This window comes from Pseudomonas sp. HLS-6 (assembly GCF_002753995.1).
GTDB classification, from domain to species: Bacteria; Pseudomonadota; Gammaproteobacteria; order Pseudomonadales; family Pseudomonadaceae; genus Aquipseudomonas; species Aquipseudomonas defluvii.
Genome location: NZ_CP024478.1, coordinates 2,114,706 through 2,133,509 on the forward strand (window position 1 = coordinate 2,114,706; position 18,804 = coordinate 2,133,509).

The following is an 18,804-nucleotide window of genomic DNA, read 5'->3' on the forward strand; positions in this document are numbered from 1 at the left end:
CAGATGAACCCTAGTCCTTCGCTGCAAATGACCTTGCGTGACAGAACGGCTGCCGGCCGAAGCCTGGTGGAGCCGTTGCTGAAATACGCACAACGGGATGATGTGATTGTTCTCGGCCTGCCACGCGGTGGTGTTCCGGTTGCCTACGAAATCGCCACCGCTCTTGAGGTTCGCCTGGACGTGATGCTGGTCCGCAAGCTGGGCGTGCCCTCCCATGAGGAGTACGCCATGGGTGCCATTGCCAGTGGCGGTATACAAATCGTCAATGAGGACGTGTTGCGGTCCAATCACATTGATCAGGTTACCCTCGACGCCGTGGTCGAACGGGAAACCCGTGAGTTATCACGCCGCGAGCACGCCTACCGGGCAGGGCGACAGCCCTTGAACCTCAAGGATCAGGTGGTGATTCTGGTCGATGACGGGCTGGCCACCGGGGCCACAATGATGGCGGCGGTACATGCCGTACGGCGACACAACCCGGCGCACATTGTCGTTGCCGTGCCTGTGGCGGCACTGGACTCTGCCGAGGCCTTGCGCAGTGAAGTGACCGAGCTGGTGTGCCCGCTCACGCCTGAGTGGCTGGTGTCGATCGGGCAATGGTACCTGGACTTTTCCCAGACATCGGACGGCGAGGTCATCGACCTGCTGCAGCGTGCCTGGCAGCGTGAATCTGGGGTGTGAATGGCACCGTTTTATGGGGAGCAAGCCGCTGTTGAAGCGGCTGCGTGACCCCTACACGCCAAACGGATAGGTCTCGTCTTCCGGTTCCAGCTTCTGGGACTTCGGCAGTGGCAACGCTGTGACCGGAAGCGTCTTTTCAAACCACACCATTGCGTCGAATTGGTCGGCCAGTACTGCCTGAAAATAGTGGCTTTCGCGTTCACTCTGCGGGCGGTAGATGACACCTATGGCCCGTTCCAGCAGCGACATGGACAGCGCGTCGCGCAGATCCTCTCGTTGCGGATCACGCCAGTCGGTCAATGAGCGGGCCACGCCGGCCTTGAGAAATTGCTGTTCCCAGCTATCGGCACGTGAGGGGCGCACATCCTTGATGTGCATGTCGCCATCCCAATCATCGGCCGCCGCTACCTGACCCTGATCGGTGCTCATGCCGATCAGCACCACGTCCCGACCATAGGCGCTGCGGCACAGTTGGCCAATGTTGAATTGTCCCTTCCAGCCCATCTCCGTGGCACTTGCATTGCCGATATGGGAGTTGTGCGCCCACACCACGGCTTTGGCTTCAGCACCCCGATGTTCGAGCAGCGCCTGCAAGGTGTCGAACATATGCCGGTCGCGCAGGTTCCAGGAGGCGCTCGAACCACGATAGATGGCGCGGTAGTACTGTTCCGCCGCCCGGATGACTTGTGCATTCTGCCGGGCATCGAAAAAGGCTTCATCGTCCTTTACCAGCCCGGCCAACTGCTTGGCCAACATGACGTTCAGTTGCTCGACCACCGCTTGCTCACAGGGCATTACACCTGCACGTTCGACAAAGTGACCATACAGGGTCGGATCATCCTGCCAAGGGGTCAGACAGCCGTAGCGTTGCCGCGCTTCATGGGCCAGCAGCGGGTCGACACCCTCCAGATAGTGCAGCACCTCCCGAATGGAGTTGCGCAAGCTGTAGACATCCAGCCCACGGAACTCGACACGCCGCTCCGGGGCCATCGAGTGGTTGTACTGGTGTAGCCAGTGGGCAAAGGTTTTCACCTCGGTATTGCGCCACATCCAGGTAGGAAAGCGGCTGAAGATATGGCGCTTCCAGGCCGTTGGTGCCAGCCCGCGCACATAGCGGTCAACGTGGCTGGCATCTGGCCAGTCTGCTTCGACGGCAATGATGTTGAAGCCGTGCTGGGTTATCAGCCGTTGAGTAATCGCCGCACGGGCCCGATAGAAGTCCGAGGTGCCATGACTGGCTTCGCCGATCATGACCACCCGCGCATCGGCGTAGCGGTCAAACAGCGCGCCGAAGGCTTCTGTCTCCAGCGCTGGCAAAGGTTCAGCGTAATGGCGTAACAACGGCGCAATAGCGGCCTGGGCGCTGTTGGCGCGGTAGGCATAGGGTTTCTTCAACATGCTGTGGGTACTCCCGGACGTGGGCTTTCGTCATTCAGGTAGCACTGTGCCTGACGCAGCAATTGCCGGGCTTTATCGGCTTTCAGTTGCTGCAAGGCACAGTCCTGCTGGCGCACTGAGCCGTTGGCGAGGGAAAAACTGCGAGTCGCGGCCCTTAATGAAAGAAAGAATGCCAAGGGGCGGCAGTCTTCGTTCATGTCACCGTGTTGCAGATAGCTGTTTAACAGGCACACCGCCAGAGGGTGCAGGCCATGATGGTCCAGGTCCATTAACACGAATGCCACGTCGTAGAGCCTGTCGATACAGGCGATTCGCTCGCTGAACTCAATACCGTCGAATAACGTCGGGTGCCCGTTGTACAAACAGATGTTGGCCAGGCGCAGGTCGCCATGACAACGCCGCACTCGTCCCTCGCGTCGGCGCTGTTCCAGGCATTGGGTCAAGCTGACGAGTGTCGAACGGCTGGCACTGTAGAGGTCATTGACCGCGTCCATCGCCAAGAGCTGCGGATAGCGGCACATTTCCCGATGGTTCTTTTCAACTTCCCAGGCCAGGTCATCCACGCGACCGAAGGCTGGGGTAACCTCGGCGCTGGCATGAAACCTTGCAATCTCCGCTCCCAGTTCAGTGATCAGCGGCTCGCTCAGTCGACCCTCAACGGCCATGCGGTCGAACAGCGCTTCCTGAGGAAAGCGCCGCATGACCACCAACCAATCCACGACCTGGCCGTCACCGTCGAATGCCAGTTGGCCATCTGATTGGCGTGTGATCGGGCATAGGCGCAAATACAGGTCTGGGGCTGTCCGGCTGTTGAGTCGCAACTCAGCCCGGCAGGCCTGCTCGCGGCGTTCCAGGGTCAGGAAATCCAGCGCAGCATACGCCACTGCGAGCTTGAGCTTGTAGGCTCGATCCGCGTGGAGAAACACTCTGGAACCGTGGCTCTCTATGCAGATGACCGGCTGCTCAGGCCCTGGGTAGTTGCCGGGGCATGAGAGAAAGGCAATGACCTCGTCCTGCGAGCTGCTCATGGTCGTCTCGATGGGTAGGTAGCCGTTGCAACTACTCTATCCAAGACAGGTCCGGGCCTTTTGACATTTGTCAGAAAGGTGGATTTGCCGCCGTCTACAGGACACCAGACGACAAAAAGCCCGCGTAAGGCGGGCTCTCTGCGACGGGTCGCTGATCCATCAGCTACAGGCAGTGTGCGCTTGCGGTGCTGACACCACCATGGGCAAAAGGTCGTACTGTCAGAGCGTGCGGTGCAGCTGCCGCACTCGCGCAGGGCCTTCAGGGGGTGAGGGTGGTGGCGGGGTAGAACAGGATATTAAGGACGAAGAGCATTACCCAGAAACCGATTTCCAGGGTTTCGGTGATCGGTTGGATACGCTTCAGTGCGCCATAGACATGCACGACGAACATCAGGCCGAAGACCATGAACAGTAGGTCGAAGGCGTAGCTGTAACTAGTGCCGGTCATGACCGAACGCAGCATGGCGGCTTCAATGACCAGAATGAATGCGCCAAGGCAGCGTCCGAAGTAAATGGCCAGGTGCTGATGGTCCGGGATCGTCCAGCGCATGGCTTTGGCCCAGGCAATAGGCGCAATGAAGATCGGCAGCGCGAAGAAAAGCGTGGTCACGATCATCAGGGTGGCGATGTATTCCTTGCTGTATTGCGCATAGTAGCCAAGCATCGACGAACTCCTTGTTCCGATGGCGCAGTGAAGCGCCACTCAATCGCTGTTGTTGTTATGGAGGGCCTGTTCTGCGCGGCAAGAATTGCGACCGGCCTGTCGGGCTGTCAAGCATACGGGGGCTTTCCAGTACCAAAGAGGCAGGGGGTACGACTTAAGGTGTGGGCGGCAACAGGGTGACCAGATGCGCGATGGGCGTACCGACGGCAGAACCTACGCAAACGCTGCGGTGATGGTCACCCTGGTGGTCCTGAAGGCGCTTACTTCAAGGTTTTCAGGTAAGCAATCAGGTGTTGGCGGCTCTGCGCGTCTGCCTGGCCGGGGAACATCATCATGTTGCCCGGCAGCAGGGTGGCAGGGCTGCTCAGCCATTTGTCCAGGTTGGCTTCATTCCACTGCAGCTTGGCGCCTTGCAGTGCGGCAGAGTAGCTGAAGGCGGGTGCTTGGGCGCTGGCACGGCCGAACACGCCATGCAGGCTTGGGCCCATGAGATTCTTGCCCGCTTCGGGGCTGTGACAGAAGCCGCACTGGGCGGTGAACAGGGTTTTGCCCTGGGCGGCGTCGCCCTGAGCCAGGGCCAGAGGGGCAGCCAGCAGCAAGGCACTGGCAGCGAACAGTTGCGCGTAGTTCATGGTATTTCCTAGCGGTAAAAACCGCCCCGCCGAGAGGTTCCGGCGGGGCATCAAGAGCAATCAGAACGGGTTGGCGAGGTCGATGCCCGACTTGCCTGGCGCCAGAATGTTGTTCGGGTCCAGGGCACGCTTGAGTGCATGCTCAACCTTGCGCTTCACCGGGCCGTAGCTCTGCGCCACACGCTCCTGGAAGGCGGTGTTGACGCGGTACACGGCGTAGCCTTCGCTCTCGAACACATCCAGCAGTTCGGCGAAGCAGGCGTTGGCGCGCTTGGTCTCTTCCGGGTTGGTGCGGTCGTACAACACGTCGATGACGTGGTGCATGTCGCGCCAGCCGACGATGAACTCGCCGACATAGTCCAGTCCGTGCTTGTTGAGGATCTTCTTGGCCAGCGCCTGCTGCTTGTTGCACTCGCTGCCACGGGCCTGGCTCACCGGGGCGAACCACATCGAACCACCGCCGCCACGCCAGTTGTACAGGCCGAATTCCTGCAGGTTTGGCACACCCGACATCAATTGCGCGCGGTACTTGAACGGCTGGGTGTCACCGGCTTCTTCCTGGGTGACGATGCGGCCTTTGCCCAGCTGTTTCAGGGCGCCGGTGACGATCTTCCAGTTCACATCGACCTGTTCCTGAGTGCCGTAGAGCGCGGCGTACACGTTCCAGGCACCGAGGTTCTTGTCTTTCTGGATCTGCTTGAGGATCGCGTCGGAGGTCGCGCCCGGCTCCGTGGTGTAGTCGGCACGGCGGGTGTTGCAGGTGGAGGCTTCCCAGAGTACGCCGGCGATGACCACCGAGTTCGGGATGACCTGGGCAATACGCAGGGGGCGGATGAATTCGACGATCTCAGCGATGTCCGACTCGTTCTCGAACTTGATCTCGAACGGCTTGAACACCGGTGGTTTTGGCATCAGCCAGAAACCCATCTTGGTGCAGATACCATAGTTGGCCTGGGTGAACATGCCGTCCAGGGTTGGGCCGTAGCCCCATTTGAACACCTGCCAGGCCTTGTCGCCCTTAACGCCGCCCATGCCGGTACGGTAGACGTCACCGTTGGCCAGTACCACTTCCATGCCGCACTGCATCAGGAAGTGCTCACCGTAGGGGGTGTAGCCCACGCCACGGTCCATGGTGTTGCCCAGCGGGCCGGCGATGGCCGACGGCGCGGAGAACGACAGCATGAGCGGCAGGTTGTTTTCCTGCAGGTAGTCGTACAACTGCTGGTAGGTCACACCCGGTTCGACCAGTGCCGTACACAGCTCTGGGTCGACATGCAGGATCTTGTTCATCTTCTTCAGGTCGAGGATCACCTGGCCGCGTTGGCCTGGCGCCGCCGAACCGTAGCCGAAGTTACGGCCGGTGGAGATGGTCCATACCGGAATCTTGTGTTCGTTGCAGATCTTCACCACGCCTTGCACCTGCTCGACGGTGGTGGCGGTGACGGCGGCGGATGGCGTGTGTTCGGCGTTGTCCACGGCCATCATGATCTTGGTGTAGGGGATCAGTTGATCGTCCTTGACCAGAACATTGTCCTCGCCCAGCAGCTTACGGAACTTGGCGATGGCTTGCTGGAAGTTGGCAGCATCGACGCCGCGCGGGAGCAGGGTGTTGTTGGTTTGCTCAGTCATCTGTTAGCTCCTTCAAGCTTCGATCGAGAACGAAACGAAATTGCCGGTCAACGGCGATGGGCGGCTGGCCACCAGGGGTGCCTGTCCGCTGTCGGCGCTGCCCATTACTGCCAGGGCGTAGCCGAGCGTGGCGGCCCATTGCTCGGAACCGGCGCGGTTACGGCTGGCGGCGCCCATCTGCAGGGGGGCTTTGTTGCCATGCAGGCGCTGCTCGCTGAGGCTGAACCCGGTGCCACAGGCGTTCAACTGCAGGCCCAGCTGCGGGGCGCAGCCGCTGGCCGCTTGGGCGCTGAGCAGGCGGTGCTGCGAGGCGGTGGCCGTTGCGTTGTGCTGGCCCAGCCATTGCACCCGGGCACCTGTGCTGCGCGCCAGGCCTACGATCAGCGCGGCGCTGGCATCGTCGACCAGGCCAATGATGCGTTGCGGCTGGCCACTGCGCAGGCGCTTTTCCAGGCCGAGGATGAAGTCCAGGCTGAGGTCGGTGCGCTGCACACTGACCTGCCTGGCGGCTGGGCTGGCGTTGATCCCCTGGAGGAAGGCCGACTCAGCGACATTGCCACTGACCAAGGCCAGGGTTGGCAGCGCCGGTCGGGCCTGGCCGCCAAGCATGGTGTTGGCCATGGCCAGGCTGGAACTGCCCATGGCAACACCGGCCAGGCCGCCCAGGGCCATACCCTTGAGCAGGAAACGACGTTCGACGTTCATGACGCGCTCCTTAAGGTTTGGCCGCTGGCGCAGACGCTTTGGAAATGTAGTCGGCGACCTGTTGCAACGAGTTGTCGTCGATGAACGAAGCAGGGAAGGCCGGCATGGCACGGAAGCCGTTGCGCACCACGGCGGTGATGTACGCCGGTGGCAGTTGGCGACCCTTGATCACCGGGCCGACCTTGTTTTCATGGCAGTGGCCGCAAACCTTGGCGTAGACGTTCTCTCCGCCTTTCCAGACGCCATCACCATCGGCGGCGGCATTACCGGCAAGCACGACAAAAGGCAGGGCGAAGCAAGCCGCGAAAGTCCGTTTCACAGCTGAGCTGTTGAGGAGTGATGACATTTCGTACTCCATATTTTTATTGGTAGGTTGGTTCATGGGAGCCTTGGGCCGGATCAGAAGGGATACGGACGAGGGGCGTGTTGCAGGGTGATCCAGTGATCAGTGGTGAACTCTTCAATGGCCCAGTCGCCATTGAAGCGGCCAAGGCCGGAATTCTTCTCGCCACCGAACGGTGCGTTGGGTTCGTCATTGACCGGGATATCGTTGACGTGGGTCATGCCGGCATGAATACGCTGGGCGAACTGCACGCCGCGCTCCAGGCTGGAGGTGAACACCGCGCTGGACAGGCCGTACTCGCTGCGGTTGGCCAGCTCCAGGGCATGCTCGGCATCACGGGCGGACTGAATGCCGACCAGTGGGCCAAAGATTTCTTCCCGGGCGATCTCCATGTCGGCGGTCACGTCGCCGAACACATGCGGTGGCATTACATTGCCCTGGGCTTGCGCGCCGACCAGCAACGTGGCGCCCTCGGCGATGGCCGTGTTGATCTTCTCCTGAAGGCCGGCCAGTTGCTTGGCGTTGATCACCGGGCCGACTACGGTTTCGGCCTTGCTCGGGTCGCCGTAGGGCAGGGCTTTGACGCGCTCGACGAAGCGGCGGGTGAAGGCTTCCAGCAGTGGCTGTTCGACGATGATGCGGTTGATCGCCATGCAGATCTGCCCCTGGTGCAGGAACTTGCCCACCACGGCGGCATTGACGGCCTGCTCGACATCAGCGTCGGCCAGGACCACGAACGGGCTATTGCCGCCCAGCTCGAGGGCAACGTGCTTGAGGTGTTCGCCGCCGCTGGCAATGCGGCCGATGTTGCGCCCAACCTGAGTGGAGCCGGTGAAGGAGATGAACGCCGGTACAGGGTGCTCGACAAAGGCATCGCCGATTTCTGCGCCAGAACCCACGACCACGCTGAGTACGCCAGCTGGCAGGCCGGCTTCTTCGAAAATACGCGCCAGCAGCAGGCCGCCGGTGACCGGGGTATCGCTGGCCGGTTTGACCACCACAGCGTTGCCCAGGGCCAGGGCGGGTGCCAGTGAGCGGGCGGTCAGGTGCAGGGGGAAGTTCCACGGGCTGATGACACCGATCACGCCCAGTGGCATGCGGTAGACGCGGCTTTCCTTGCCCGGGATGTTCGACGCAATGATGCGCCCGTGTACGCGGCTCGGCAGGCTGGCCGACTCCAGGGTGATGGCACGGGCGGCGCCCCACTCGATCTGGGCCTTGATGCGGGTACTGCCGGACTCCCGGATGATCCAGTCGATGATTTCTTCGCGGCGTTCGTCGAAAATCTTCACCGCATTGAGCAGCACCTGGGCGCGCACGGCGGGCCCTTTGCTTGCCCACTCGGCCTGGGTTTCGCGTGCCTTGCGGTAGGCCGCGTCCAGGTCTTCGCGATTGGCCAGGGGAATGTCCAGCAAACGCTTTTGGGTGAAGGGGTCGAACACTTCCAGCGAGCGACCGGCGCTGCCGGCACGCCATTCTCCGGCGAGCGGCTGCAAGTCAAGGTTCTGATAGGCAGGGCGAGTAGCGGTCATGATGTTCTCTCTTATAGAACCGAAAGGTCATCCATCAGCGGCTTGAGCGCCGCTGGCCGAAGGCTTCCGGCTGGTCGTGGTACGCAGGGTTACGGTTCAGCCTTGCAGCTGATGGAGGGCACCGAGGGCACTGTCCGGGAGGTCGCACAAGGAGATTAGCCACACCGGCAAGGTGCAGCGGGTGTCAAGCGCGAAGTGGGCAGTGGTCATGTCGGGGTCACCTGTATTTTTTTTATCGATGTGCACGTGACCTGTGACTAACAATTATCGTGCCACGCGGCTTAAAATTATTTTTTCCCTTTTAAAACAGTCTCTTGCGAGAATTTTTAGACGCAGCAGGATGTCGCGGGCAGGAGGGTTTGAAGCGGCAGGTGCGGAAATTTATGCAGAGAAGTCGCAGGCTGTCGAAAGCTCGGCAGTGCGCTGAATGAAGAAAAATTGTGCGGTTATCGGACGAAAGTGCCTGAAGGGGGGGGCTAGTCGTCTGCCTGCCGATTGACCCGACGGGGGGGCTGGGCATACTGAAAGGCTACTTATCTGCCTTCTGTTGATTGCCTATGACTCGTACAACAACAACCAGCAAGACCGGCCGTCCTGCGGATGAGGATTTTCTCAAGCAGTTACTCGGTCGACAGAAGCGCCTGATCGTTGATCGGGCCAGCCAGTTCGGTGCCAGTGGTTTGCCTTCCGCTGAACAACTGGCTGAAACCGTGGCCTTCGCCCCACAGGATGGCAGTATCTGGCTGTGCGGCCAGCGCATGATGCTGCTGCAGGGCTCGGCGTTCGGGGCTATTCGCCGTGAACTGATTGACGCACTGGGGTTTGACAAGGCGCGTGGCTTGCTCACGCGTATCGGCTGGCAAGCCGGTGCACGCGATGCTGCGCAGGTCAGCGAGCAATGGCCCGAGGGTGATCACGCCAGCCTCTACAGCGCCGGGCCGCGGTTGCATATGCTTGAGGGCATGGTCAATGTCGAGGTCGTGCGTTTCGAGATCGATTCCAGCGCCGGGCACTTCTACTCCGAATTCCTCTGGCACAACTCCCTGGAGGACGACGAACACATTGCGGTCTACGGCTTGGGTGGCGAACCGGCCTGTTGGATGGAGATCGGCTATGCCAGCGGCTATGCCTCGTCGCTGCTCGGGCGTCTGGTGGTCTTTCGCGAGGAGGAGTGCCGCGCCATGGGCCACCAGGCCTGCCGCATCGTCGGCAAGCCGGCCGAGCAGTGGGAGGATATCGACGTCGACCTGGCGTATCTGGACGCGGGCGACTTCCTGAGCCACAGTGCCTACAGCTCAGGTACCGAGACGACCCTCGCCGAACTCGACGTACCGCCTGAGGGTAAACAGCTAGTGGGGATTTCCGCTGCCTTCGTCGCGGCCAGTCAGCTGTTGCAACGCGTAGCACCGACCCAGGCCACGGTCCTGCTGACCGGCGAGTCTGGCGTGGGCAAGGAGTTGTTTGCACGTACCCTGCATCAGGCCAGTTCGCGGCACCACACGCAACTGGTGGCCTTGAACTGCGCAACCCTGCCAGAGAACCTGGTGGAGGCCGAGCTGTTTGGTGTCGAGCGCGGGGCCTTCACCGGGGCTGACCGTTCGCGGCCCGGGCGTTTCGAGCGGGCTGATGGCGGTACCTTGTTCCTTGATGAAATTGCCACGCTCAGCCTCAGTGCGCAGAGCAAGATTCTGCGTGCCTTGCAGGAAGGCGAGATCGAGCGGGTAGGGGGTACGGCGCCAATCGCGGTCGACGTACGGGTGATCGCCGCCACCAACCTGGACTTGCGCCGTGAAGTCGAAGCCGGACGTTTCCGTGAAGACCTGTTCTATCGACTGAACGTCTTCCCGATTCACTTGCCGCCGCTGCGTGAACGTCGCGAAGATATTCCGCTGTTGATGAGCTACTTCCTGCGTATCTTCAGCCAGCGTCATGGTCGTCAGTTGGCCGGTTTCAGCACGCGCCTGGTCAATGCACTGCTAACCTATCGTTTCCCGGGCAATATCCGCGAGTTGCAGAACCTTATCGAGCGCGGTGTGATTGCTGCTGGTGACGGCGAGGTGATGGACGTTGTGCACCTGACCGAAGCCGGGGCGCCGCTGATGGCGACGGCGATCGGCCTGACTGCCGAGGGGCGTCTGTCGGCGACGCGAGCCGCTGAGGAGGCTGTATCGCCCGCCTCGGAGCCTGCCGTTGAGCCTGTGGCCGATGGTGCGGCCGAGGAGCCGGCGTTGGCGAGCCTGCAGGACTTTGTCTCGGGACGCCAGCGGGTCTTGAGCACCTCGCTGGAAGAGATCGAACTGCGCCTGGTGCGCCTGGCGCTGGAACGCTCCGGTGGCAATGTGACTGCGGCCGCACAGATGCTCGGCATGAGCCGAGCTCAGGTCAGTTACCGCCTCAAGGGTGGTTGAAGTCCTGTAATGCGATAAAAACGCCCCGCAACCTGTACGGTTCGGGGCGTTTTCATTACGGCCTGCGGGGGCGGCTCAGAGCGCGGTGGTGAACTTCAGCCAGTATGTCTGGCCTTCGGCGCGGTTGCGCACGCCCGATTCGTCCTGCCACTTGGCACTCAGCGACCAGCCGTTCTTGCTGGTGTACTGCACTGCTGGGCCAATCGAGAAGGAGCGGCCACGGTTGCCGTCGTTGGCGTCAACCAGGGCTGCGGCGGCGCAGTTCGAGGCGCTGCATTTGTCATCGCTGATCTGCTGATAGGCGTGGCCGCCGACACCGAGTACCCAGCCATTACCCAGGCCCCAGCCGAGGGTGTAGTCCGCATGCAGTTCGCGGCCAGACTGGTAGTGGGTGTCCTTGTTCTCGAAGTTGTAGTCGTGCATCAGGCGCACGTCGGCATTGAAGCCGTTGGGGTCCATGTAGGTCATGGCATACACCGCCTGCACGGTGTAGTAGTTGTTGCCCAGGTTGACCAGGTCGTTCTTGTCGTACTCGCTACCGGTAGGCAGCACGAAGTCGACGCCCACGGCAGTGTGGAACTTGTCACTGTGGTGGAAGCCGATCACCGGGCCGAGGTGCGCGTCACCGATGCCGCGCTTGTGGTCGTGCGGACCATTCTTGACGTTCAGGCGGATATCGTTGAGTGGCAGCAACGCATGAAAGCCGAGGTTGCCACCCAGGACCTTCTGCTCGGTAACCCAGACAAAACGTGGAACGATGGTGGTCACGCGCAGGTCGATGTCAGCCGCTTTGTCGCCGGCGTTGTCGCGCAGGGTGTCGGCCAGGTAGTTGCCGACGAACACCTGGCCGTACGTGCCAGGTGGCGGCAGGATACCCATACCGTAGTTTTCGATGCCCATTGGCCAGGATGAGATACCGCCTTCAGTGGCCTGAACCTGTGAAGCCGTGCTGGCCAGCAGAAGGGCAGCAGTGAGCGCAAGGGGTGTGGCGAGGGTGAATTTCTGATGCATGAGAGGGTCAGCCTTATTGTTATGAGTCATGCGCAGAGGGTTTTATGCCGCTGCGCAAGGGGGACGCCTCTCAACTACCGTGCCAGTTTTTATTTTTATTTTTTAGTCTTTAAAATCAATAAGTTACGATTTAATGGCTAATGTTTATGCGCTTTGCATGCCTGAAAGTGGCGGTATTTATTAAGAAAATTCGGCTGACTGCGAAAAACTCGCGGGTGTTCAGGCGCCGCTTTCGTGGTGCCCGGCCGCTTGGCGGAATGCGTTTGGGGTCTGGCCACTGAGGCGGCGGAAGAAGCGTGAGAAGTAGGTCGGGTCGCTGAAGCCCAGGCTGTCGGACAACTGGCTGATGCTCATGGTGGTGTAGATCAGGCTGCGCTTGGCTTCCAGTAGCAGGCGTTGGTGAATGATCTGCAGCGCTGTCTGCCCGGCCAGTTCTCGGCACAGGGTATTGAGGTGCACGCTGGAAAGGCCGACACGGTGGGCGAAGTGCTCCACTGAGAGATGCTCCCGGTAATGCTGTTCCACCAGTTTGATAAAGCTGCTGAGCAATTGCTGGTTGCGTTCGCCACGGCTACTTGGTTGCCTGTTCTGCAGGCCTTGGCGGCTGATCCAGACCATCAGCACATTGACCAGGGAGTGCAGCAGCAGGTCGCGTGCTGGCGCGCTGCCTTCATACTCCAGGTGCAGGGCTGTGAACAGGGTATTGAGGGTACGGCGATCACGCCCGACCGGGTAGCAGCCGGACGATGCCAGGACGGTCAGTGGCGCGCCCAATTGTGCCTCCAGCTGCGCGACCAGTGGCGCGCCGAGGGTGAGTACGTAGCCCTCGATATTTTCTGAAAACTGAAAGCCATGCACGGTCAGCGGCGGCGTTACCTGGATCGACGCTTCCAACACCTTTGTACGCCGTCCCTCGACCTCGACCATCGCTTGGCCACGCTGTACGTAGAGCAACTGGAACAGGTCGGCGTGACGGTGTGGCTTGATCTCCCAATGGTGCAGGCTACTGCGTTTGGGGATCGACTCGCAGTGCAGCAGGTCCGGGGTTGGCCATGCCTGGTTTTCACCGTACAGCTTGAATACGGGGATGCTGGGAAGGCTGGTTTTCATCGTGCGAAGCGACCTGGCGGGTGAGGGTAGAGGGGTGTATTGGTTCGTTCGATAATCGAACCGTATTTTCAAAAGTGCAATTCATGGGCGAAATATCACCTTTTTTTCCAGTTTTTGTAAGTAAAAATGCAGGGGCCAAATAAAACAATAACCTCCAGTCGTTGCCCGAAACCGGCTGGAGTGCCCATGTGAGATCACAGTAATGAAAACTCAGGTTGCGATTATCGGTGCCGGCCCTTCTGGACTTCTGCTGGGTCAACTGCTGCACAAGGCTGGCATCGACAACATCATTCTTGAACGTCAGACACCGGACTATGTGCTCAGTCGCATTCGTGCCGGTGTACTGGAGCAAGGCACGGTGGACATGCTCCGTGAAGCCGGTGTTTCCGAGCGTATGGACGCCGAGGGCCTGGTTCACGACGGCGTCGAGTTGCTGGTTGCCGGTAAGCGCATTCGCGTTGACCTCAAAGCGCTGACCGGTGGCAAGACCGTGATGGTCTATGGCCAGACGGAAGTCACCCGTGACCTGATGGACGCTCGAACTGCCAGCGGTGCGCCGATCATCTACTCGGCCGAGAATGTGCAGCCGCACGAGATGAAGGGCGAGAATCCTTACGTCACCTTTGAAAAAGGCGGCGAAACCTACCGCATCGATTGTGACTACATCGCCGGTTGCGACGGCTTCCACGGTGTTGCCCGCAAGAGCATCCCGGACGAGATCCTCACCCAATACGAGCGCGTGTATCCATTCGGCTGGCTGGGCCTGCTGTCAGACACCCCACCGGTCAACCATGAACTGATCTATGCCCACCATGACCGTGGTTTCGTCCTGTGCAGCCAGCGCTCGCTGACCCGCAGCCGTTACTACCTGCAAGTACCACTGACCGACAAGGTTGAAGCGTGGTCCGATGAGCGCTTCTGGGATGAGCTCAAGGCGCGTCTGCCGCAGGATGTGGCCGACAAGCTGGTGACCGGTCCATCGCTGGAGAAGAGCATCGCCCCGTTGCGCAGCTACGTGGTTGAGCCGATGCAGTATGGCAAGTTGTTCCTGGTGGGCGACGCAGCTCACATCGTGCCACCGACCGGCGCAAAAGGCCTGAACCTGGCCGCCTCCGACGTGTGCTACCTGTACCGCATCTTGGTCAAGGTCTACAAGGAAGGCCGCACCGACCTGTTGGAGAAGTACTCGGAACTGGCGCTGCGCCGTATCTGGAAAGGCGAACGTTTCAGCTGGTTCATGACCAACCTGCTGCATGATTTCGGCGACCACAAAGACGCCTGGGACCAGAAGATGCAGCAAGCCGACCGTGAGTACTTCCTCAACTCCCATGCCGGCCTGGTCAATATCGCCGAAAACTACGTCGGCCTGCCTTACGAAGACGTCGAGTAATCAGCGTGTTGGGCGCCCGCAACCTGGGTGCGGGCGTTGCACTGTGCAAACGGAGACTGAATCATGGGTGTGTTTGACTGGAAACACTGGCTGGTCGTGTTGATCGTGGCGGTGCTGCTGTTTGGCAGCAAGCGCTTGAAGCACCTGGGTGCCGACTTGGGTGAATCGATCAAAGGTTTTCGCCGTTCGGTGAACAGCGAGGATGATGTACCGGCGCCGGCAGTCGCGTCGGCGCGGGTTGAAGGAGAAGCCCGTGAGGCTCAGCACGCCGCACGCGAGGAACACCCTGGCAACCGCTGACTGACGCCTCGCTGAAACCATCGCAAGCTGTAGGAGCCGGGCTTGCCCGCGATGCAGACGCCGCGCATTCACGGACACCCCACCGAGGCCATCGCAGGCAAGCCAGCTCCAACAGGCCCCGCGCCAGCTGTAGGAGCCGGGCTTGCCCGCGATGCAGACGCCGCGCACTCGCGGATACCCCACCGACGCCATCGCAGGCAAGCCAGCTCCAACAGAGCCCGCACCAGCTGTAGGAGCCGGGCTTGCCCGCGATGCAAACGCCGCGCACTCGCGGATACCCCACCGACGCCATCGCAGGCAAGCCAGCTCCAACAGAGTCCGCGCAAGCTGTAGGAGCCGGGCTTGCCCGCGATGCAGGCGCCGCGCACTCACGGATACCCCACCGACGCCATCGCAGGCAAGCCAGCTCCAACAGACCCCGCGTCAGCTGTAGGAGCCGGGCTTGCCCGCGATACAAACGCCGCGCACTCACGGATACCCCGCCGATACCATCGCAGGCAAGCCAGCTCCTACAGAGCTCGCGCCAGCTGTAGGAGCGGGTCTTGCCCGCGATGCAGGCGCCGCGCACTCACGGATACCCCACCGAAGCCATCGCAGGCAAGCCTGCTCCAACAGGCCCCGCGCAGGCTGTAGGAGCCGGGCTTGCCCGCGATCACGCCGGCAGGCGACGTCTTTGTCCTATTGGTTTTCAACACCCGCGAAAGCTGGCAAGGCATACTCGTGTGGCATGTGGCTTACTTAACCAATGAGGCAAGGATGAGCGATATTTTCACCACTCAGGAGGCCGGCGTCCTCACGATTGCTTTTAACCGTGAAGCAAAGAAAAACGCCATTACCGCGACCATGTATGACGCGCTCAGCGAGGTGCTGGTCAGTGCAGCGGCTGACCGTGAGGTTCGCGTGGTGCTGATTCGCGGCAGCGAGCAGGTCTTCTCTGCCGGCAATGATCTTGGTGACTTCATCGCGCATCCGCCCGCGACCGAGGATGCCCCGGTCTGGCGTTTCTTGCGCACCTTGAGCGCATTTCCCAAACCGATTGTCGCGGCCGTCTGTGGTGTGGCGGTCGGTGTCGGCACGACGCTGTTGCTGCACTGCGACCTGGTCTATGCGGGCACCAACGCCCGTTTCAGCGTGCCTTTCGTCAGTCTCGGCCTTTGCCCGGAAGCCGCGTCCAGTTTGCTCTTGCCCAAGCTGTTTGGTCATCAAGGCGCTGCCGAGGCGTTGCTGACCGGCGAGCCGTTCGATGCCGAGTTTGCGCTGCAGTCGAAGCTGGTCAATCGCGTGCTGCCACCGGAAGCGGTCCTCGACTTCGCGTTGTCCCAGGCACGCAAGATTGCCCAGCAACCGTCGAGTGCTGTCATGGAGACCAAGCGCCTGCTGAAACTGGCAGATGCCAGTGACGTGCTGGCACGCATCAATGAAGAAGCGAAGCGCTTTGCTCAAATGCTTGACGCAGAGGCCGCCCGTGAAGCCATCGCGGCCTTCACCGAGAAACGTAAACCGGATTTCAGCCGGTTCTGATCGAGGGATGGGCAGCCGTGTTTGAAGAGGCTGCCCATCGACGAAAACACGCGTGGTTCAAGGCTTACAGCGCGTGGCTATAGGCCGTTCTGGAGGCGTGGGTCGAGGTCCGGATCAGCAACAGTACGGAGCCAATGACCGGCAGGCTTACCAGCAGTAGCGCATAACGCAAGGACTGCTGGCCAAGCAGGGGTTGCAGCATGTCGCTGAACAGGCCGGTCACCAGCGGCCCGATGCCGACACCGAGCAGTGTGCTGACAATGGTTTGCAGGGCCATGGCCGTACCGCGCCGGTTGGACGGTACCAATTGGGTGACGAGGTTGTAGGACGGCGCTACCCACCAAACGGCGAAGAAGCTGTAGAGCGCACACCACACCATCGCCGTTGGAATCGGTACGCTGCCGAGCGTGACCAGCACGGTGTCGGGCCAGAGCAGGTAGGTGCTCAGGGTGGCGATGGCGGTCAAGTGACCCAGCACCGGAATCGAGAGCTGCCAGTGCGGGTTGCGTCGGCTCAGGCGGTCGCTCAACCAGCCGCTGAACAGGCCCCCGACACCGGCGGCGGTGCCGCAGATGACCCCAGCCAACAGGCCAGCATGTTGCAGCGAGAGGCCGTGGGAGCGTACCAGGAAGCTGGTGTTCCACATGCCAATGGCGTAGGAGCTGAGCGTGGTCAGGCCGCCCGCCAGTATCAGGCAGCGATAGGCAGGCAGCGCCCATAGCTTGCGGGCTTCAGCGCCCATGCCGAGCAGTGGCGCATGGGCATGGGCGGGGGCAGGGCTCAGGTCCCAGCGCCCCCGTACCGGGTCACGCACCACGATGGCCATGATGGCGGCAAACAATAGGGCGGGCAGGCCAAGGGCAATGAATGCTGTACGCCAGCCATACACTTCGACCACCCAGGCACCGATACTCAAGCCGATGATCGAGGAAAACGTTGGCGCGGCGGTGAAGCAACTGATGGCGAGCGAACGTCGATGCGGTGGATACAGGTCGGCGATCAAGGACAGGGATGCCGAGGTCGTTGGTGATTCGCTGACCGCGACCAGCATCCGGGCAATGGCCAGAACCAGAAAGCTGCCGGCCAGCCCGCAGGCCATCGTTGCCAACGCCCAGAGCAGGCACGACAGTGCGAGCAGGCGCGTACGCGGCAGACGATCCACCAGACGTCCCGCCGGCAAGCCCATCAGCGCATACACCGCCGCGAAGGCCAGCCCGGAGATCAGGCCCATGGCCGTGTCGCCAACCCCGAACTCCGACTTGATTGGCTCAATCATCACCGCAAGTATCTGGCGCCCGACAAAGTTGTCGGCGAACACCAGTGCCAGCAGCAACAACAGGCCGTGGCTGCGCCAGCCGACCGAGGTGGCCGGCATGACGGTTGCGCCGGTCGTCATCGCGGCGCCCAGAGATCGGGCAAGCCGGGGTCGCTCACTACAATCAGGCGCTTGAGCAAGACCTTGAGGGCTTGCGCGTCGGCACTGCCGAGCTTGGCCGACAGTTCTTCCTCCACCACCTTGGCCAGCGCCAACTGTTGCAGCGACACCTCGCGGCCGTTTGCCGTGAGCACGAAACGCAACTGATCGGCATCGCCCTCGATTGCCACCAGGTGCTGGCGCTCGAGAAAGCGCATGCCGGCCAGTGTGACCTCATGGCCGGTGTAGCTGACAAAGGTGTTGATTTCCTCAAGGCTCAGGTTATCGCGGATACACAGCACCGAGAGAATGAAAAAGGCCTGTTCGTCCAGCTGCTGGTTGCTCACCATGCGCCGCAGGGCATTGAGCACCTGGTAGTGCCCGCGCCCGAGCAAGTAGCCGAGCAGGTCTTCGGTGTAGCTGCATTCCGGTGGCGGCGGTGTGGTTGCCAGGCGCAGCTCGCTGCGCGGCTTGCGGGTGGCCAGCGCATACTGGCCGCTCTGGAACGCCAGCGGCGCCCGGTCGCTGTGATCGAAGGCCAGCACTTCCCCGACAAAGATCACATGGTCGCCGCCCTCATATTGGAAGGCAGTACGGCATTGAAAGCGTGCGGTGCAGTCTTGCAGCAAGGGCGCCTCGCTGACGCCATTATCGAGTTGGACTTCGGCAAACTTGTCTTCGCCCTGGGTGGCGAAGCGCCCCGAGAGTTTTTCCTGTTCGGTGGACAGGACATGCACATTCCAGTGCTTGCCGTTGCTGAAAACCGGCAGGCTGCGGGCGTTCTTCGACAGGCTCCAGAGCACCAGTGGCGGGTTGAGCGATACCGAGTTGAAGCTGTTGGCGGTGATCCCCACCGGTGAGCCGTCTTCGGCCTGGGTCGTGATGATCGTAACCCCGGTAGTGAAGGTACCGAGCGCGGCGCGGAAGGCCTGGGGATCGAAGCTGGCGTTTTGCATAGCCATGATAGACCTCATGGAGTGGAGTTTTCGTGTGGCCAGTATTGGTCGCCGCAGGGCGCTGTACATCGTCTCAACGGAC

The 18,804-nt window shown here is 61.2% G+C and carries 17 protein-coding genes; 5 read left to right on the plus strand and 12 right to left on the minus strand.

What is annotated here, in order from left to right; genetic code table 11:
* The first annotated feature begins 3 nt into the window (after window positions 1–3).
* Window positions 4–681, plus strand: a complete 678-nt coding sequence (locus tag CS390_RS09975; RefSeq protein WP_099774220.1) for a phosphoribosyltransferase — start codon at window positions 4–6, stop codon at window positions 679–681.
* Between the two features lie 51 nt (window positions 682–732).
* Here CS390_RS09975 and CS390_RS09980 read toward each other — a convergent pair whose 3' ends face one another.
* From CS390_RS09980 to pchA, 8 genes are all read right to left on the minus strand, one after another.
* Window positions 733–2,079: an erythromycin esterase family protein gene (locus tag CS390_RS09980; RefSeq protein WP_099774221.1), complete on the minus strand. Its 1,347-nt coding sequence runs from the start codon at window positions 2,077–2,079 to the stop codon at window positions 733–735.
* Window positions 2,073–3,107 carry a phosphotransferase gene (locus tag CS390_RS09985; protein WP_099774222.1) on the minus strand — a complete coding sequence of 345 codons (1,035 nt, stop codon included), beginning with the start codon at window positions 3,105–3,107 and terminating at the stop codon, window positions 2,073–2,075. Before CS390_RS09985 ends, CS390_RS09980 begins: the two co-directional genes overlap by 7 nt.
* A gap of 259 nt (window positions 3,108–3,366) precedes the next feature.
* The gene (locus CS390_RS09990) at window positions 3,367–3,771 is read right to left on the minus strand and encodes a hypothetical protein (RefSeq protein WP_099774223.1); all 405 of its coding nucleotides are present in this window, start codon (window positions 3,769–3,771) and stop codon (window positions 3,367–3,369) included.
* A 260-nt stretch (window positions 3,772–4,031) separates the two neighbouring features.
* The gene (locus CS390_RS09995) at window positions 4,032–4,403 is read right to left on the minus strand and encodes a cytochrome c family protein (protein WP_065760038.1); all 372 of its coding nucleotides are present in this window, start codon (window positions 4,401–4,403) and stop codon (window positions 4,032–4,034) included.
* 60 nt (window positions 4,404–4,463) lie between these two features.
* Window positions 4,464–6,032, minus strand: coding sequence for an FAD-binding oxidoreductase (locus tag CS390_RS10000; protein ID WP_065760039.1), 1,569 nt, complete (start codon window positions 6,030–6,032; stop codon window positions 4,464–4,466).
* A 12-nt stretch (window positions 6,033–6,044) separates the two neighbouring features.
* Complete coding sequence (locus CS390_RS10005; RefSeq protein ID WP_099774224.1) at window positions 6,045–6,737, minus strand: hypothetical protein; 693 nt, start codon at window positions 6,735–6,737, stop codon at window positions 6,045–6,047.
* Window positions 6,738–6,747: 10 nt separating this feature from the next.
* Window positions 6,748–7,083: a cytochrome c gene (locus CS390_RS10010; protein ID WP_065760041.1), complete on the minus strand. Its 336-nt coding sequence runs from the start codon at window positions 7,081–7,083 to the stop codon at window positions 6,748–6,750.
* Between the two features lie 53 nt (window positions 7,084–7,136).
* Window positions 7,137–8,612, minus strand: a complete 1,476-nt coding sequence (pchA, locus tag CS390_RS10015; RefSeq protein WP_099774225.1) for a 4-hydroxybenzaldehyde dehydrogenase — start codon at window positions 8,610–8,612, stop codon at window positions 7,137–7,139.
* Window positions 8,613–9,169: 557 nt separating this feature from the next.
* Between pchA and CS390_RS10020 the strand changes: the two genes are divergently transcribed.
* On the plus strand, window positions 9,170–11,020 hold the full coding sequence (locus tag CS390_RS10020; protein ID WP_099774226.1) for a sigma-54-dependent Fis family transcriptional regulator: 1,851 nt from the start codon (window positions 9,170–9,172) through the stop codon (window positions 11,018–11,020).
* Window positions 11,021–11,095: 75 nt separating this feature from the next.
* Here the strand turns inward: CS390_RS10020 and CS390_RS10025 are convergent, their stop codons facing one another.
* On the minus strand, window positions 11,096–12,031 hold the full coding sequence (locus tag CS390_RS10025) for a transporter (RefSeq protein ID WP_099774227.1): 936 nt from the start codon (window positions 12,029–12,031) through the stop codon (window positions 11,096–11,098).
* Window positions 12,032–12,250: 219 nt separating this feature from the next.
* Entirely contained in the window at window positions 12,251–13,141 is an 891-nt protein-coding gene (locus tag CS390_RS10030; protein ID WP_099774228.1) for a helix-turn-helix domain-containing protein, read from the minus strand.
* A 202-nt stretch (window positions 13,142–13,343) separates the two neighbouring features.
* Between CS390_RS10030 and pobA the strand changes: the two genes are divergently transcribed.
* The 3 genes from pobA to CS390_RS10045 all read left to right on the plus strand — a co-directional run bounded on the left by pobA (window position 13,344) and on the right by CS390_RS10045 (window position 16,352).
* Entirely contained in the window at window positions 13,344–14,531 is a 1,188-nt protein-coding gene (gene pobA / locus CS390_RS10035; RefSeq protein ID WP_099774229.1) for a 4-hydroxybenzoate 3-monooxygenase, read from the plus strand.
* A 63-nt stretch (window positions 14,532–14,594) separates the two neighbouring features.
* A complete protein-coding gene (tatA, locus tag CS390_RS10040; protein ID WP_099774230.1) occupies window positions 14,595–14,831 on the plus strand; it encodes a twin-arginine translocase TatA/TatE family subunit in 237 nt (78 codons plus the stop codon).
* Window positions 14,832–15,587: 756 nt separating this feature from the next.
* The gene (locus CS390_RS10045) at window positions 15,588–16,352 is read left to right on the plus strand and encodes an enoyl-CoA hydratase (RefSeq protein WP_099774231.1); all 765 of its coding nucleotides are present in this window, start codon (window positions 15,588–15,590) and stop codon (window positions 16,350–16,352) included.
* 64 nt (window positions 16,353–16,416) lie between these two features.
* On the opposite strand, the gene CS390_RS10050 is transcribed toward CS390_RS10045, so the two are convergent.
* Together CS390_RS10050 and CS390_RS10055 are read right to left on the minus strand one after the other, a co-directional pair.
* Entirely contained in the window at window positions 16,417–17,727 is a 1,311-nt protein-coding gene (locus tag CS390_RS10050; protein WP_099776615.1) for an MFS transporter, read from the minus strand.
* A 17-nt stretch (window positions 17,728–17,744) separates the two neighbouring features.
* Window positions 17,745–18,728: a flavin reductase family protein gene (locus CS390_RS10055; RefSeq protein ID WP_099774232.1), complete on the minus strand. Its 984-nt coding sequence runs from the start codon at window positions 18,726–18,728 to the stop codon at window positions 17,745–17,747.
* Window positions 18,729–18,804 lie beyond the last annotated feature (76 nt).

Coding starts and splice junctions, on each gene's coding strand:
- CS390_RS09975 (WP_099774220.1), top strand. CDS start 4: ATGAACCCTAGTCCTTCGCTGCAAATGACCTTGCGTGACAGAACGGCT.
- CS390_RS09980 (WP_099774221.1), bottom strand. CDS start 2,079: ATGTTGAAGAAACCCTATGCCTACCGCGCCAACAGCGCCCAGGCCGCT.
- CS390_RS09985 (WP_099774222.1), bottom strand. CDS start 3,107: ATGAGCAGCTCGCAGGACGAGGTCATTGCCTTTCTCTCATGCCCCGGC.
- CS390_RS09990 (WP_099774223.1), bottom strand. CDS start 3,771: ATGCTTGGCTACTATGCGCAATACAGCAAGGAATACATCGCCACCCTG.
- CS390_RS09995 (WP_065760038.1), bottom strand. CDS start 4,403: ATGAACTACGCGCAACTGTTCGCTGCCAGTGCCTTGCTGCTGGCTGCC.
- CS390_RS10000 (WP_065760039.1), bottom strand. CDS start 6,032: ATGACTGAGCAAACCAACAACACCCTGCTCCCGCGCGGCGTCGATGCT.
- CS390_RS10005 (WP_099774224.1), bottom strand. CDS start 6,737: ATGAACGTCGAACGTCGTTTCCTGCTCAAGGGTATGGCCCTGGGCGGC.
- CS390_RS10010 (WP_065760041.1), bottom strand. CDS start 7,083: ATGTCATCACTCCTCAACAGCTCAGCTGTGAAACGGACTTTCGCGGCT.
- pchA (WP_099774225.1), bottom strand. CDS start 8,612: ATGACCGCTACTCGCCCTGCCTATCAGAACCTTGACTTGCAGCCGCTC.
- CS390_RS10020 (WP_099774226.1), top strand. CDS start 9,170: ATGACTCGTACAACAACAACCAGCAAGACCGGCCGTCCTGCGGATGAG.
- CS390_RS10025 (WP_099774227.1), bottom strand. CDS start 12,031: ATGCATCAGAAATTCACCCTCGCCACACCCCTTGCGCTCACTGCTGCC.
- CS390_RS10030 (WP_099774228.1), bottom strand. CDS start 13,141: ATGAAAACCAGCCTTCCCAGCATCCCCGTATTCAAGCTGTACGGTGAA.
- pobA (WP_099774229.1), top strand. CDS start 13,344: ATGAAAACTCAGGTTGCGATTATCGGTGCCGGCCCTTCTGGACTTCTG.
- tatA (WP_099774230.1), top strand. CDS start 14,595: ATGGGTGTGTTTGACTGGAAACACTGGCTGGTCGTGTTGATCGTGGCG.
- CS390_RS10045 (WP_099774231.1), top strand. CDS start 15,588: ATGAGCGATATTTTCACCACTCAGGAGGCCGGCGTCCTCACGATTGCT.
- CS390_RS10050 (WP_099776615.1), bottom strand. CDS start 17,727: ATGCCGGCCACCTCGGTCGGCTGGCGCAGCCACGGCCTGTTGTTGCTG.
- CS390_RS10055 (WP_099774232.1), bottom strand. CDS start 18,728: ATGGCTATGCAAAACGCCAGCTTCGATCCCCAGGCCTTCCGCGCCGCG.